At 63.8% G+C, this 13769-nt stretch carries 14 protein-coding genes; 1 reads left to right on the top strand and 13 read right to left on the bottom strand.

The window, feature by feature from the left end; genetic code table 11:
• Positions 1–4: 4 nt before the first annotated feature.
• The 13 genes from P3T42_RS27615 to P3T42_RS27675 form a co-directional block, all read right to left on the bottom strand.
• Positions 5–1270 carry an NAD(P)/FAD-dependent oxidoreductase gene (locus P3T42_RS27615; RefSeq protein WP_429307818.1) on the bottom strand — a complete coding sequence of 422 codons (1266 nt, stop codon included), beginning with the start codon at positions 1268–1270 and terminating at the stop codon, positions 5–7.
• Complete coding sequence (locus tag P3T42_RS27620) at positions 1263–2228, bottom strand: VOC family protein (protein ID WP_074293868.1); 966 nt, start codon at positions 2226–2228, stop codon at positions 1263–1265. Before P3T42_RS27620 ends, P3T42_RS27615 begins: the two co-directional genes overlap by 8 nt.
• A 17-nt stretch (positions 2229–2245) precedes the next feature.
• Complete coding sequence (locus tag P3T42_RS27625; RefSeq protein ID WP_429307819.1) at positions 2246–3736, bottom strand: aldehyde dehydrogenase; 1491 nt, start codon at positions 3734–3736, stop codon at positions 2246–2248.
• 36 nt (positions 3737–3772) lie between these two features.
• On the bottom strand, positions 3773–4612 hold the full coding sequence (locus P3T42_RS27630) for an aspartate dehydrogenase (protein WP_074293869.1): 840 nt from the start codon (positions 4610–4612) through the stop codon (positions 3773–3775).
• Positions 4605–6263, bottom strand: a complete 1659-nt coding sequence (locus tag P3T42_RS27635; protein ID WP_074296972.1) for a thiamine pyrophosphate-binding protein — start codon at positions 6261–6263, stop codon at positions 4605–4607. The genes P3T42_RS27630 and P3T42_RS27635 overlap by 8 nt, the downstream gene beginning before the upstream one ends.
• Positions 6256–7062, bottom strand: coding sequence for an SDR family oxidoreductase (locus P3T42_RS27640; protein WP_429307820.1), 807 nt, complete (start codon positions 7060–7062; stop codon positions 6256–6258). Before P3T42_RS27640 ends, P3T42_RS27635 begins: the two co-directional genes overlap by 8 nt.
• Positions 7062–7946: an IclR family transcriptional regulator gene (locus P3T42_RS27645; protein ID WP_074293871.1), complete on the bottom strand. Its 885-nt coding sequence runs from the start codon at positions 7944–7946 to the stop codon at positions 7062–7064. Before P3T42_RS27645 ends, P3T42_RS27640 begins: the two co-directional genes overlap by 1 nt.
• Positions 7947–8843 carry an alpha/beta fold hydrolase gene (locus tag P3T42_RS27650; RefSeq protein WP_429307821.1) on the bottom strand — a complete coding sequence of 299 codons (897 nt, stop codon included), beginning with the start codon at positions 8841–8843 and terminating at the stop codon, positions 7947–7949. It lies immediately after the preceding gene.
• A gap of 92 nt (positions 8844–8935) precedes the next feature.
• The gene (locus P3T42_RS27655; protein ID WP_074293873.1) at positions 8936–9463 is read right to left on the bottom strand and encodes a cupin domain-containing protein; all 528 of its coding nucleotides are present in this window, start codon (positions 9461–9463) and stop codon (positions 8936–8938) included.
• Between the two features lie 27 nt (positions 9464–9490).
• Positions 9491–10264 carry an SDR family oxidoreductase gene (locus tag P3T42_RS27660; protein WP_429307822.1) on the bottom strand — a complete coding sequence of 258 codons (774 nt, stop codon included), beginning with the start codon at positions 10262–10264 and terminating at the stop codon, positions 9491–9493.
• Positions 10257–11357, bottom strand: coding sequence for an aromatic ring-hydroxylating oxygenase subunit alpha (locus P3T42_RS27665; protein WP_074293875.1), 1101 nt, complete (start codon positions 11355–11357; stop codon positions 10257–10259). The genes P3T42_RS27660 and P3T42_RS27665 overlap by 8 nt, the downstream gene beginning before the upstream one ends.
• Before the next feature lie 60 nt (positions 11358–11417).
• Positions 11418–11729 (bottom strand): recombinase-like helix-turn-helix domain-containing protein, encoded by a 312-nt coding sequence (locus tag P3T42_RS27670; protein WP_074293876.1) that lies wholly within the window; start codon positions 11727–11729, stop codon positions 11418–11420.
• A gap of 1 nt (position 11730) precedes the next feature.
• A complete protein-coding gene (locus tag P3T42_RS27675; protein ID WP_074293877.1) occupies positions 11731–12045 on the bottom strand; it encodes a non-heme iron oxygenase ferredoxin subunit in 315 nt (104 codons plus the stop codon).
• A gap of 470 nt (positions 12046–12515) precedes the next feature.
• Here P3T42_RS27675 and P3T42_RS27680 point away from each other — a divergent pair, with 470 nt between their 5' ends.
• Positions 12516–13556, top strand: coding sequence for a porin (locus P3T42_RS27680; RefSeq protein WP_429307832.1), 1041 nt, complete (start codon positions 12516–12518; stop codon positions 13554–13556).
• Positions 13557–13769 lie beyond the last annotated feature (213 nt).

Genomic DNA, 13769 nt, shown 5'->3' on the forward strand with positions numbered 1-13769 from the left:
AGAGTTACGCGAGCGCCGTGCTGGCGTCGGTCAGAGTTGCAAGGTCGATCGTGCGGCCCTGGTTCATCCATTTGCGCGCGAGTTTCAGATCGCGCGGCATGTTGATCGCAATGGCCCCGCGGATCGCGCTGTCTTCCACGTAGAAGAGCGTCGCGCGTTTGCCGGGCAGATCGCCGCGTACCGCGAGTTGCGCATCGTTGGGGATGTCGCCGAGAATCTGCAGGTTCACGTCGTACTGATCGGACCAGAACCACGGAATGTCCGCATACGCTTCGAACACGCCGAGCAACGCCTTCGCCGCGGAGATGGCCTGGTTCTGCGCGTTCGCCCACGACTCGAGCCGCACACGGCGCTTCAACCACGCGCTCGGATGATTCGCCACGTCGCCGCACGCGAAGATGCGCGGGTCCGAAGTCGCGCCGAAATGGTCCACCACAATGCCGTCGGCAACGGCGAGGCCTGCTGTTTCCGCGAGCGCCGTATGCGGCGTGAGGCCGATGCCGGCGACCGCGAAGTCGGCGTCGAGCGTCGTGCCGTCCGCGAGCGTGGCGCGCACGCGCTTCGCATCGTGCGGGTGATCGTCCAGCGAAACAAGGCCGGAATTCAGGCGCACGTCGACGCCGTTGGCACGATGCAGTTCGACCAGGAAATCCGAAATCGCCGGCGGCACCGAGCGCGCGCACAGACGCGGCGCGCCTTCAACCACGGTGGCCGCGACGCCCAGCTTGCGGGCAGTAGCCGCGACTTCGAGCCCGATCCAGCCGCCGCCTATCACCAGCACACGCTGGCTCGCACGAAGCCGTTCGCCGAGCGCGACGGCTTCATCGAGCGTGCGCAGATAGGCGATATTCGAGGTCTTCACCAGCGCGTCCGGCAGGCGCCGCGCCGCGCCGCCCGTAGCGATCACGAGGCGGTCGTACTGCACTTCGCGACCGGACTGCGTGCGTACGATGCGCTGTTCGCGATCGATCGCGGTGGCCGTGTCCGGCTGCCACGCTTCGATGTTCAGCGCGGCGAAGTCGTCCGGCTTGACGAGACGCACGGTGTCGATGTCCGCTTCGCCCGCCAGCACCGCCTTCGACAGAGGCGGGCGTTCGTACGGCAAATGGATCTCATCGGCGATCATCACGAGGCGGCCGTCGAAACCTTCCTTGCGCAACGTCTTCACGACCCAGCCCGCTGCCTGGCCACCGCCGATCACGACGATCGTGCGCGGTGCTTCCAGTCCGGCGTGGGCCGCTTGCGCGTGCTGAGTAGCAGCGTCAGTCATGTTTGCGCTCCGTCATGAACTTGCCTTCCGGCGCCTTGGCGTTTTTCTGCCGGCGCGTGTTGCCGTCAATGCCGCCGTCGATGGCCCATTCGGCGAACACGGTCGGACCCGGTTCGAAATCGCGCGGTTGCCATTCCGGCGTGAGCTGGTCCTCGTCCGCGTAATACTCGATCAATGCGCCGGCCGGGTTCTGGAAGTACCAGAAGTAAGCGGACGACACGGGATGGCGGCCCGGCCCGAGTTGCGTGTCCCAACCGCAGCGGCTGATATGCATGCCGCCGCCGAACACTTCGTGGATGTCGCGCACCGTGAAGGCGACGTGATTCAGGCCGCGCTTGCCATTGGGTAGCGCCAGCAAGAACAGATCGTGGTGACCGCCATGCGGCGCGCAGCGCAGGAACGCGCCACGGCCCGGATAACGGTCGGACATCTCGAACCCAAGCAGGTCCTGATAGAACTTCTCCGTTTCCGCGAGGTTGTTCGTGAAGAACACCACGTGCCCCACTTCCACCGGCTCCGCGCGTTCGTAAATCGGCGACGGTTGATTCACGCGCAACGTCTGGCCCCACACGTTCGACGGCGAACCGTGCGTGTCGAGCTCGCGCTTGCGTGTCACTTCCACGCGGATCGCCATGCCGTTCGGGTCGATACACCCCACCGCATCGTCCTGTTCGAAGTGACCCGGCTGCCCGGCGAAGCGGCCGCGCAACGCGTCGAGTTCGGCGCGCGTCGCCACGCCCCAGGTCACTTCGCGCAGCGTCGGACCTTCTTCGAAGGCAGGCGGCAGCGACGGGTCGTTTGCGTCGACGGCGAGAATCGTGCAACCGTTCAGCGATTCGAAGCGGGCGCGCGTTTCGTCGTGCGCAGTCTCTTTCAAACCCCAGTCGGCAAAAAAGCGCCGGCAGGTTTCGAGGTCCGTTACACCGTAGGTGATCTGTTCAATACCGAGAATCGTCATGTCTTGCCCCGTGTTTCCTAGTTCGCCCACGCCAGAGGCGCGTCGTTCAAGCCCCAGTAGAGGCTCTTCTGCTGCATGTATTCGCGGATGCCGAGGCGCCCCTTCTCGCGGCCCATCCCGCTCTCCTTCCAGCCGCTGAACGGCGTCGAGATCGAGAACAGCTTGTAGGTGTTGATCCACACCGTGCCCGCTTCGAGCGCACGCGCGACGCGCCACGCACGCTTGTAGTCGCGCGTCCAGATGCCCGCGGCGAGGCCGAACACGCTGTCGTTGGCTTCCTTGAGGAGCGAGGCTTCGTCGTCGAACGGCATCGCCACCAGCACCGGTCCGAAGATCTCTTCCTGGCAGATGCGTGCGCTGTTCGACAGGCCTTCAAGAATGGTCGGCTGATAGAAGTTGCCGGCTTCGCGTCCATCGCCTACGGGACGTTCGCCACCGCACAGCAAGCGTCCACCTTCTTCCAGACCTAAAGCCACATACCGTTCCACCGATTCGCGATGCGCCGGCGTAATCAGCGGACCCATTTGCGTTTCGGCGCGCGAAGGATCGCCGACGCGCAACTTGCGTGCGCCTTCCGTCAAACGCTTCATGAACGCGTCGTAGATCGGCCGTTGCACGAAGAGGCGCGAGCCCGCGATGCACGCTTCGCCCGACGAGCTGAAAATGCCGTACAGCACGCCGTTGACGGCGTGATCGATGTCCGCGTCGTCGAACACGATGGTCGGCGACTTGCCGCCCAGTTCCAGCGACACCGGCATCAGCTTGTCCGCTGCAATTCGCGCGATGCCGCGGCCCACTTCGGTGCCGCCGGTGAACGACACTTTCTTCACGAGCGGATGGCGCACCAGCACGTCGCCAATCACCGAGCCCTTGCCGGGCAACACGCTCAGCACGCCCTTCGGCACGCCGGCTTCTTCGCAGATGCGCGCCAAAGCGAGCGACACCAGCGGCGTCACTTCAGCAGGCTTCAACACCACCGCGTTACCGCCCGCCAACGCCGGGGCGAGCTTTTGCGCATCCGAGGCGATCGGCGAATTCCACGGCGTAATGGCCGCGATCACACCAATCGGCTCGTGCACGCTCATCGTCATGTAGTCGCCGCGCGAGGGCGTGAGTTCGTCGTCGAGCGTTTCAAGGCACGCGGCGAAATAGCGGAACGTGTTCGCCGCGCTCGCCACCAGCACGCGCGTTTCGCCAATCGGCTTGCCGTTGTCGCGCCGCTGCAGGTTGGCAAGCGCTTCGTGCCTGGCCATGATCAGATCGGCGATGCGATACAGAATCAGCGCACGCTGATGCGGCTTCAGGCCGGCCCAATCCGGTTTGCGCCATGCCGCGTCCGCCGCTTCGACCGCGTCGCGCGCGTCGTCAGCGTTGGCTGTAGAGATTTCCATATTGACCGACTGATCCGCCGGATACAGGCTTTTAAACGGGTTGCCACGCCCTTGCCGCCATTCTCCGCCGACAAAAATATCGCCGGTGGGCACGAGGCTGGTATCGAAGTGAGTCATGTCGGTCATCCGCTCAGTTACATCAATTCAATCAGGTCAAATCACACAGCGCGCCGCGCGGTTGCGCAGGGCACGGATCGCGCTGAATGCGGTCAGCGCGGAAGTCTTGGGGTTGTCGGGCAACGGCTTGCCGCTCATCTCCAGCGACATCTCGCCGAACGCGCCGCGCGCCAGAATCCGGTGCACATTGCGCGTGACCGCCGGGTCTGCGATCAGCCGCACAATCGTCTGATCAAGACCGAGACCCGCGAGCGCTATCGTCGCCGCCACGTTGGCATTCTTCGGATAAAGCCGTGCCGCTTCGCGTGCACTGCCTTCGAAGATGATCCGCTCTTCCGTCAGCGTCTGCAGATCGCAGACCTCTTCGGCGGGCGTGCCGAGCCAGCCTGTGGGCGGCTTGCGGCCCGTGTACAGCACTTCGTCGAGGCCACCCAGTTTCGCCGCGGCCAGCGCATCTACGCCGCCAATCGCACCGGACAGCAAGGTCAGCGTCGCATCGCCTTCATCGGCTGCAACGGAGAGCGCATCGAGCAGCATCACGTCGGACAGCGCACCGATTGAAGCCACCGCGCAGTCCGTACCGGCTCTCAGCAACGGAACGACATGATCGACCAGCGCACTGTGGCCCGCGCATTCCAGCGCGAATTGCGGACGGCTGTTCAACGCCGCCACCGACGACACCACATCCACGGATGCACCCACCACTTCACGCACCGAAGCGGCATGGCGCTCGGGCACGATCACATGCGAGACGCGCACCTGGGGGTCGGCGACGACCGAGCGATACACCGCCTGGCCGATCGCCCCAAAGCCGATCATCGCGACATCGACAGGTGCGTGATGCCCCGGATGTCCCAACTGGCGACCATCAAGCATGTTCGGGCTCCTGCTTCTTGACCGGCGGCCCGGCAAACGCGGTGGCAAACGAGCCGACCGACAGCATGTCCACTTCCACCAGCACCGGACCGGTCTTCGCCAGGCCTTCGCGAATGATCTCGTCCGCGTCGTCGAGCGACTTGATGCGGTAGTGCGTAAGCTTCAGGCTCTCGCAGAACTGCGCGAAATCCGGTTGATGCAGGTCGACGAAGCAACGACGGCCGCCGTAGTGCGCGTCCTGAATGTTGCGGATCACGCCGTAGCATTGGTCGTTCATCAGCACGATCATCACGTTGGCGTTTTCCTGCACGGCCGTCGCGAGTTCGCCGACGTTGACCATCAGGCCACCGTCGCCCACCAGGCACACGGTCTTCGCAGCGTTTTCAGCCAGCGCCGCACCGATCGCCATCTGCATGCCCTGGCCAATGCCGCCGCCCAGCGCGTGCACGCCAGCGCGCGGCGAGAAGATCTTCAGCAGACGGTTGCCCCACGTGCTGTTCGAGATCGTGACGTCGCGCACCCAGTTGTAGTCCGTGCCGACCGAGCGCTGCAGCGCGTCGACGAGACGCTTGTACGGGCCGAGCCCCTTGCCCACATCGGCCACGGCGATTTCGCGCGCGGCGGCCAGATCGGCGGCGAACGTCGGATCGACCTTCAAACGGCCTTCGAGCAGCGTCGCCAGTTCTTCCAGCACGGAGACGGCGTCGCCATGCACGAACAGTTCGTTGCGATAGCCGCGGTTGTCGGCCAGTGCGTCGGCGTCGATGCGATACAGCGGTTGCGGCAAGGCGAGCTTGTACTTCAGCGTTTCGTTGCCGCGCAGACGCGAACCGACCACGAGGACCGCGTCGCAGGTCTTGTAGAAACTTTCCACCGAGGCATGCACGTTGAACGCGCCGAGTGTCGCCGGATGATCTTCCGGCAGAATGCCGCGGCCCTGCACGCTCGTCACGACACCGAAGCCGAGCGCCACCAGACGCTCCACCGCGGCACGCGCATGGCGCGTGCCGCCGCCCAGCCACAGCAGCGGGCGCCTGGCCTTCACCAAGGCTTCGGCGAGCTGCTCGACGCGCTTGCTGTCGTGCGTCAGGGTGGTCACGTGCGGCGCGGCCATGTCGGCGGGCCATTCGATTTCTGCGGCCTGAATGTCAATCGGAATCTCGACGCTCACCGGACCGCTCGGCGCCGTTTGCGCGACGCGCACGGCTTCGCGGATCGTCGGCAGCGCGGTTTCAGCGGTACGCACGCGATACGCGGCCTTCGAGATCGACGACAGCATCGACAACTGGTCCGGCGCTTCGTGGATATACGCGAGGTCCTGATCGAGGTACTCGGTTTCGATCTGGCCGGTGATGTGCAGCAGCGAAGTGCCCGCCGTCAGCGCTTCAACCATCGCACCGGCCGCATTACCGGCTGCCGTACCCGTGCTGGTGAACGCCACGCCGAGGCCGCCCGACACGCGCGCGAGGCCATCGGCCATGTTGACCGCGCCGGCTTCGCCGCGCGCGCCGACATAGCGGATGTTGCCGCGATTGTTGATCGCGTCGAGGATCGGCATGTTGTGAATCGAAATCACGCCGAACGTAGTACGAACGCCGCATTGCTCGAGAAAGGCGGCAATCAGCTCGCCGACGGTGGTTTTATTAGACATGTCGTGCATTGCCTCCAGAGACATCGATATGACTGCCCGTCGTATAGGACGACAGGTTCGTAGCCAGATAAAAGAGTGCCTGCGCGGCCTCTTCGGGACGGCCGAAGCGGCCAAGCGGAATGTTTTTCTTGCGTGCGAGCTCACCGGTCCAGTCTTCCCAGCTTTGACCGGGCTGCGCTTGCGTCTCGAAGCGGCGGCGCCATTGGCCCGACTCGACGATGCCGATCAGGATCGAGTTCACGCGGATGCGCTGCGGCGCAAGTTCGACCGCGAGCGACTTGATCAGACTCAGCAAGCCGGCGCGCGCCGAAGAGGTCGCCACCATATGCGGCTCAGGCTGCAGCGCCAGCAGCGAATTCACGCAGACGATCGACGCGTTACCCGCGCCGGCCGCGTCGCGCAGCATCGGCAGAAACGCACGGGTCGGGCGAATCACGCTGAAATACTTCAGGTCGAGTTCTTCGCGCCAGGCGTCGTCGGTGGTGTCGGCGAAGGTCGACACGCGGCCCTGGCCGGCGTTGTTCACCAGCATGTCGGTGCGGCCGAAACGATCCTGCACGGCCTGCGCGAAGGCGCTCACTTCATCGGCGGCGAGCACGTCGCAACGCACCGCGAGCAATTGCGCCGCCGGGAATGGCGCCCGCAACGAGGCTTCCGCCTGCGCGAGCCGGTCGGCATCGCGACCGCAGATCGCCACCGAGGCGCCCGCGCGCAAAAACAGTTCGGCAGTAGCGAGACCGATGCCGGACGAGCCGCCCGTCACCACCGCCACCTGTCCGGTCAAATCGATTTGAATCATCAGATCCCCAATGCCTTCATGTATTTGCTGCCCGCCCCCGGCCCGTGCTTCGGACGGTAGTTCAGGCGCTGCGAGAGTTCGTCGGCCGCATGGCGGACCTTGTCGATCAGGCCGCTGTCGAGCAGCGCCGCGTCGATCTCAGGACGGGGAATCGTCGTCGTAATCACCGCGACGATGCGGCCTGTGTCGTTGCGCACCGGCGCGGTCACCACCGAAATGCCGCGCTCGAACGACGACTCGCTGATCGCGAAGCCGCGCTGCGCGTCGTCGCGAATCCGTTCGTATAGCTCATCGATCGTCTCCGGCGTGAGCTTCGTAAAGCGATGCAGCTTCGGCTCGGGATACAGCCTGCGCAAGTCGTCGAGCGTCAGGTCGCCCATCAGCACCTGGCCATGCGTCGTGGCGTGAGCGGGCAGACGTGTGCCGACGTTGACCTTCACCGAACTGAAGATCGGCGTATGGCTTTGCGCCTTGGCGACGAACACGACGTCGCGTCCGTCGCGAATCAGGATGTGGCTCGTCAGGCCCGTCTCGTTGCGCAAGGCCTCGATGATCGGCAGGCCGAGGTCGGTCAGTTCGAGCGAGCTCAGATATTCGAAGCCGAGGCGCAGCACTGCGACGCCGAGGCGATAGTTGCGGTCCTTGTCGGCACGCTCCAGAAAACCGAGCGATTCGAGCGTCTGCAGCAGACGGAATACTGTGGTGCGAGGAATCTTAAGGCGCCGGGACAATTCCGGTGCACCTAGTACCGGCTCGCGAGGCGAGAACTCGGTGAGAATCTTCAGACCGCGTTCGAGACCCGGCACCTTGTAGCCGGTGTCGTCTCCGGTGTCGTCCCGGGTATTGCCTGTTTCGCGCTCGGCGCTCATCGTGTCGGGCGTCATTCAGTGGCTCCGTGGTGCCGCGCTGGCGCGGCAGAACGTGTCGATGATCGCGGTGTACGCGTCATCGGCTTCGATATAACCGGCATGGCCCGCACGCGGCACGATCTGCAAAGGCGTGCACGCAGACAGGGCCAGCCGTTCGCAGGCGGATGGCGGCGTGATGGTGTCGTCGGCGCCCACCACCACGTTGATGCGGCCGTGGAAACGGGCAAGGTCGGTGGCGAGATCGGCGTTGGCGAGCAGGTGTGTGGCTTGCGCATAACCGCGCGGCACGATGCGCGCCATGTTCCAGCGCACCCAGGCGCGGGCCGTGTCGTCCGCATGTTGCGACAGCATGTTCGCGCTGCGTTTTTCGGCGAGGCCTGCGGGGCCGAGCTCGGCGAGCATGGCGAGACGCTGGTCGCGCTTCGTTTCGCGCACGTCGGCTGCGGCCGCGCCATAGCCGCCGGCGGGCGAGATCAACAACAGGCCGACGACACGCTGCGGATTCGCCGCAGCAAATGCGCCCGCGATGATCGCGCCCAGCGAATGGCCGACCAGCACGCAACGCTCGATACCCAGCGCGTCGAGCCAGTCGCGCAGTACTTCCGCATAGTCCGTCGCTTCAGGCGAAGCAGAGGTAACCGGCGTGGACGCGCCATACCCCGGCGCATCCCATGCAAGCACTCGCCGCGTGCCGTCCAGCGCTTCAAACTGCTGCACCCACGACGCCGCACCCGAGCCGATGCCATGCAACAGCACAAGCGGCAACGCGCCGTTGTTCGCCAACGCCGCGCCTGCTTCGCGATATCCCACGCGCTGCCCCGCCGCGGTGACGGTCTGCTGCGCGAGAAAGCGCGCAAGACGCGCTTCGAGCGGAGCGGCGAGATCGGCAGTGACGGATGGGACAGCGGACATGGTTTCTATCTGCGAGGGCAAGGTGAAGTGGCTTCGGTACGGCAACCGTGCGTTGCACGGTTGCCGTGTGGACTATCTCTAGCGCCTGGCGCTTAACGCTTCAGCTTGGCAAGCGGCGAATCCGGCGGATACGTCGGCGTGATCGGCTTCGGCGAACCGAGCATCACGCACATCAGCGCATCTTCTTCGCCGATATTCACTTCCGTGCGATACACGCCCGGCGGCACCGAGATCAGATCGCGTTCGCCCAGCACCGATTCCCACGTCTCACCATCGCGCTCGCAGATCACTTTCATCTTGCCGCGCAGTACGAAGAAAATTTCTTCGACATCCATATGAATATGGCTCGGGCCGATGTTGCCGGCCGGAATCACCATCGTCGAAAACGTGAAGCCGCCTGCCGGCACCGTGTTGACGTCCTTGGCGACGCCCGTGCCGCCCGTGCCGACATAGCGCATCTGCGCACGGCGATACTTCGGGTCGTAGTCGGCCTGGAACTTCAGCGCGTCCCAGTCGTAACGACGCGTTTCAAGGCGCGCGACGCGCGTGTCCATCCACTGCGCAAAGCTGGCTTCCGTGGGTTGATCCCACGACTTACGTTCGATATCGGTGTCCGCCATCTCTTTCTCCTTTCGGTCAAGACAAGATCAATTCATCACAAAGCCGCCGTTGACCGGCAGCAACTGGCCGGTCACGAAACGTGCGGCATCGGACAACAGGAACAGGACCGGTCCCGTCACATCGTCGGGGACCTGGGCGCGGTTCAGCGCGCGGCCTTTCAGGTAGTACTCGTGGCGCTCGGCCGGCACGTAGGCGGTGGCTTCGACTTCGGTGAGGCCCGGCGCAATCGCGTTGACCGTGACGCCATGCACACCGAATTCGCGCGCCAGCGAGCGCGTCATCGCAATCACGGCGCCCTTGCTGGCGACATACGCCAGCAGCTTCGGCGCGCCCCACATCGCCGTATCCGAAGCGATGTTGACGATGGCGCCGCGGCCCGAGTCACGCAGATGCGGCAGCGCTGCCGTGCTCATCAGCCAGGTACCGCGCACGTTGACGTTCATCACGGCGTCCCATGTATCCACCGCCAGCTCGCCGGCGAACTTGCCGCCCGAGTTGGTGATCGCCGCGTTGTTGATGAGCGCGTCGAGACCGCCGAGTTGTGCAACCGCTTCGGCCACGAAGCTCTGAACGTTCGACGGCTCGGCGAGATCCAGCGGCAGGAAATGCACCGCATGACCTTCGCCCTTCAGGGTCTCGGCGAGTACACGGCCTTCCTCGTGCAACACATCGCCGAACGCGACTTGCGCGCCGGCTTGCGCCAGCGACCGCACAAACGCCGCACCGAGACCGCGCGCGCCGCCCGTGACGATCACGCGCCGTCCGTTCAGCGCCGCGAGCGCCGCGTTGGCGTTATGCATGGCTATGTCCTGCGGCTGCGCCCGCTGCAGTAGTCGCCGCTTGCTCACGATGCGCGGCCAGTGCGTCGAAGTCCTGCTGCGCACGCTGGCGCAACATGCGACGCACGCGCGTCATGCCGACATCGTGCTGATAGAGGAATTCGTGCTGACGCGCGTTCGGCGCCATGCTTTCGAGGACATAGCGGTCCTGTTCCAGCACGTCCCAATGCAGACCTTCGAGGCGGTTGCGATACAGGAAGCGCCATGCGTCGCGCTGCCAGCCGGAAACCTTGCGGGTACGCCAGAAGTAAACCTGGCAATTGTTTTCGTCGACAGGAACGGCGAAGCCGATGATCCCGAAGTTGCCGCCCGGGCCGAATTTCTTCTTGTACGGAATCGCAAGACGCATCCACAGGCAGCCGGTTTCGCCGAGTTCGACCCAGTCGAAGTTGACGTCGCGCTGGCCGACCTTCTCGAACATCAAACCGGTGTCGGTCTTGCGCACGCGCATGTCGGCCTGCTTGTCGCCTTCAGCCATCGAGTGCGAGGTGGCATGCAGATACGCGCCGTGCATTGGGTCCATCACGTTGTCGATCGCGTACTGGTAATTGCACTTCCAGTTCGACATGCAGAGGAAGCTCGCGTACTCCTCGCCCACCAGTTCTTCCGGCAGTACGAGCGGCGTGGGCTCCTTGTGCGCGTCGTCGCCGAACCACAGGAAGATCGCACCGGCGCGCTCTTCAACCGGATACGACTTCACGCACTTCTGGCCTTCCAGCGGGCAGTTCGAAACGGCCGGCACCTTGGTGACCGTGCCGCCGCCGTCGATTTCAATACCGTGGTACCAGCACGCAACGCTGCCACCGAGATTCCAGCCGAGCGACAGACGCGCGCCGCGATGCGGGCAACGGTCTTCGAGTGCGCGGACCTGGCCTTCCTGATCGCGCCACAGCACGATCTGATCGCCGAGACGCGTCAGGCCGATCGGTGCATTGCCGACCTGCCAGCTCGGGGCGACCGGATACCAGTAGTTGCGCAGACCGAGGTCGAGGTAAGCCTGAAGCGGATCGGCGGCGCCGTGGTCCGTCGTGGTGTGGGATGTGGGGGACGTCATGAAGAGACTCCGAATGCGGGAACGGGGCGACGGGTTCGCGTAGTTATCTGGGTAGCGCGCTTATTCGGCGAGCAGGCGGAATTCGGCGGCGAGTCGTTCGGCCGTCCACGTCGCGCCTTCCGGCGTCCGGAAGCCCACGCGGTTCAGCCCGGCAACGACTTCTTCCAGTTCCACTGCGCCTGCGTCGAACACCTTTTCGAGCGCATCGCCGAAGTCGTTCTCGTACTGCGTCGGCTCGGCCTTGCGGTTTTGCCACACGAGGTTTTGCGCCTCGCCCGGCTTTTCGATGACGCCCTTGCCGGCCACGTTGTTCGGCTGCGGCGCGAGCCACGGCTTCAGGGAGGGATTGAATTTCACGGCTTGCTCTCGCATGTCATTCCACCTTGATCTGGATTTCTTCACCGGCGAGACGAACCGCGTACACCTTCAGGTCGCGACCGCCCGGCTCTTTCAGGCACTTGCCTGTCGGGATATGGAACACGGCTTCGTGCAACGGGCATTCGACGGTATCGCCGTCGACAAAGCCCTGCGTCAGCAACGCGTACGCATGGGGGCAGACGTTTTCCAGCGCGTACAGCGCATCGCCCACCTTGTAGATGCCGATCTCCGTGCCGTCGAGCTTGAACTCGAGCGGCGCGTCTTCGGACAGTTCGCCGGCATGTCCGGCGCAACGCCATTGTTCACTCATGTGCTACCTTCTCCTGAAGCCCACACGTTCCACTGGAGGAACGTCAGTTCGTGTATGGACAATTATAGGAGTCGTCCCAGCAAGAAAAAATAAAAATCTGTGGCGTTAGGGGAAAACACTGATGTGGCGTAGGAAAGACATGACTGCCCGTACCGGCCAGGCAGCGCCCCGACCGTACATGTCTATTCCGTAAGGCTTTTCTCTCGACATCCTCGGCAACCGTCCACCTGGCATTCGGGTTTCCTCGGGGCTCGAAAATTTATTTTGACCACTTCTGAAAACCCTATACTTTCCATAGGCGATACACACGCCCATAGGTGGAACAAATAAGAAGCGAAGTTTTGGCGCATAAACCACGACTACCGCTCATTCACTCAACGCAATACGGACGGCGGAATGGGATCTAGCCATTCGTCATATGATCAGGAGAACCAACGGTGAAAAGAATCATTGCAGTCGGGCTTACCGCGATGTGCGCCGCGACAGGGGCGTGGGCACAAAGCAGTGTCACGCTTTACGGCAGCCTGGATGCCGGAGTCGCGTACGTCAGCAACGTGGCTGGCGGAACGAAGTGGATGGCAGAACAGGGCAACATGCAGCCTGACCGTTGGGGCCTGAAGGGGGTCGAAGATCTGGGTGGTGGCCTGCACGCGATCTTCCAGTTGGAAAACGGCTTCGCGACGACAACTGGTGCGATGTCTTCGCCCGGCACGCTGTGGAACCGCCAGGCGTATGTGGGTTTGAGTTCGGATCAGATCGGCACGCTCACGCTGGGTCACCAGACGCCGTTCAATTTCGACGTGCTCGGCCCGCTTAGCACGGGCTATCTCGCCGCCAGTTGGTTTGCGTTCCACCCCGGCAATATCGACGAACTCGCCGACACGAGCATCGTGCCGTTCAACAACTCGGTGAAGTTCCGCTCGACGAGTTTTAGCGGCTTCTCAGTCGGCGCAATGATGGGTCTCGGCAACACGACCGACTTCGCCACCGGCCGCACCTTGAGTTTCGCGGCGAGCTACGCGAACGGTCCGTTCAAGGCCGGTGCCGTGTACTCGAACGAGCATAACCAGACGCCGTCGATCGTCACGACGGGCATCACGAACTTCCAGGGAATGACGGCCGCCAACTACACGGCGGACAAGATGGAGAACATGGGTGCCGGCTTGTCGTATCAGTTCGGCAACCTGCTGGTGCATGGCCTGTACACGCGCGTGAAGCTGGACAATCCGGGGTACTCGAGCACGTATCAGAGCTACGATGCCGGCGCGAACTATCAGTTCACACCGTTTAACAGCGTGGCGGGCGGCGCGGCAACGACGAGCTTCGACGGTCATCGCTGGACGCAGTTTGAGATCGGCGATATCTACGCGCTGTCGAAGTCGACGCAGGTGTATGTGAATGCGCTATACGAGCGGGCGGGTTCGAATACGGACGCTGCGTTCTTCACGGCAGGTGTCTCGAACAGCCGCAATCAGACCATCTTTCTGACGGGCGTTCATCACTCGTTTTAAGCGGGTCTGCGGTCGGCTGTCGGGTGGCCGGCGGCCGGCGGCGAAGGGGCCGGTCAGCAACTTCGTGTTGCTGACCGGCCTTTTGTGTTTGAGGGTTTTACGCGGCGGGTTTGGCTTGGGCTTGGGCTTGGGCTTGGGCTTGGGCTTGGGCTTGGGCTTGGGCTTGGGCTTGGGCTTGGGCTTGGGCTTGGGCTTGGGCTTGGGCTTGGGCTT

The sequence above is a fragment of the Paraburkholderia sp. GAS38 genome (assembly GCF_050434965.1).
GTDB lineage: Bacteria > Pseudomonadota > Gammaproteobacteria > Burkholderiales > Burkholderiaceae > Paraburkholderia > Paraburkholderia phenazinium_A.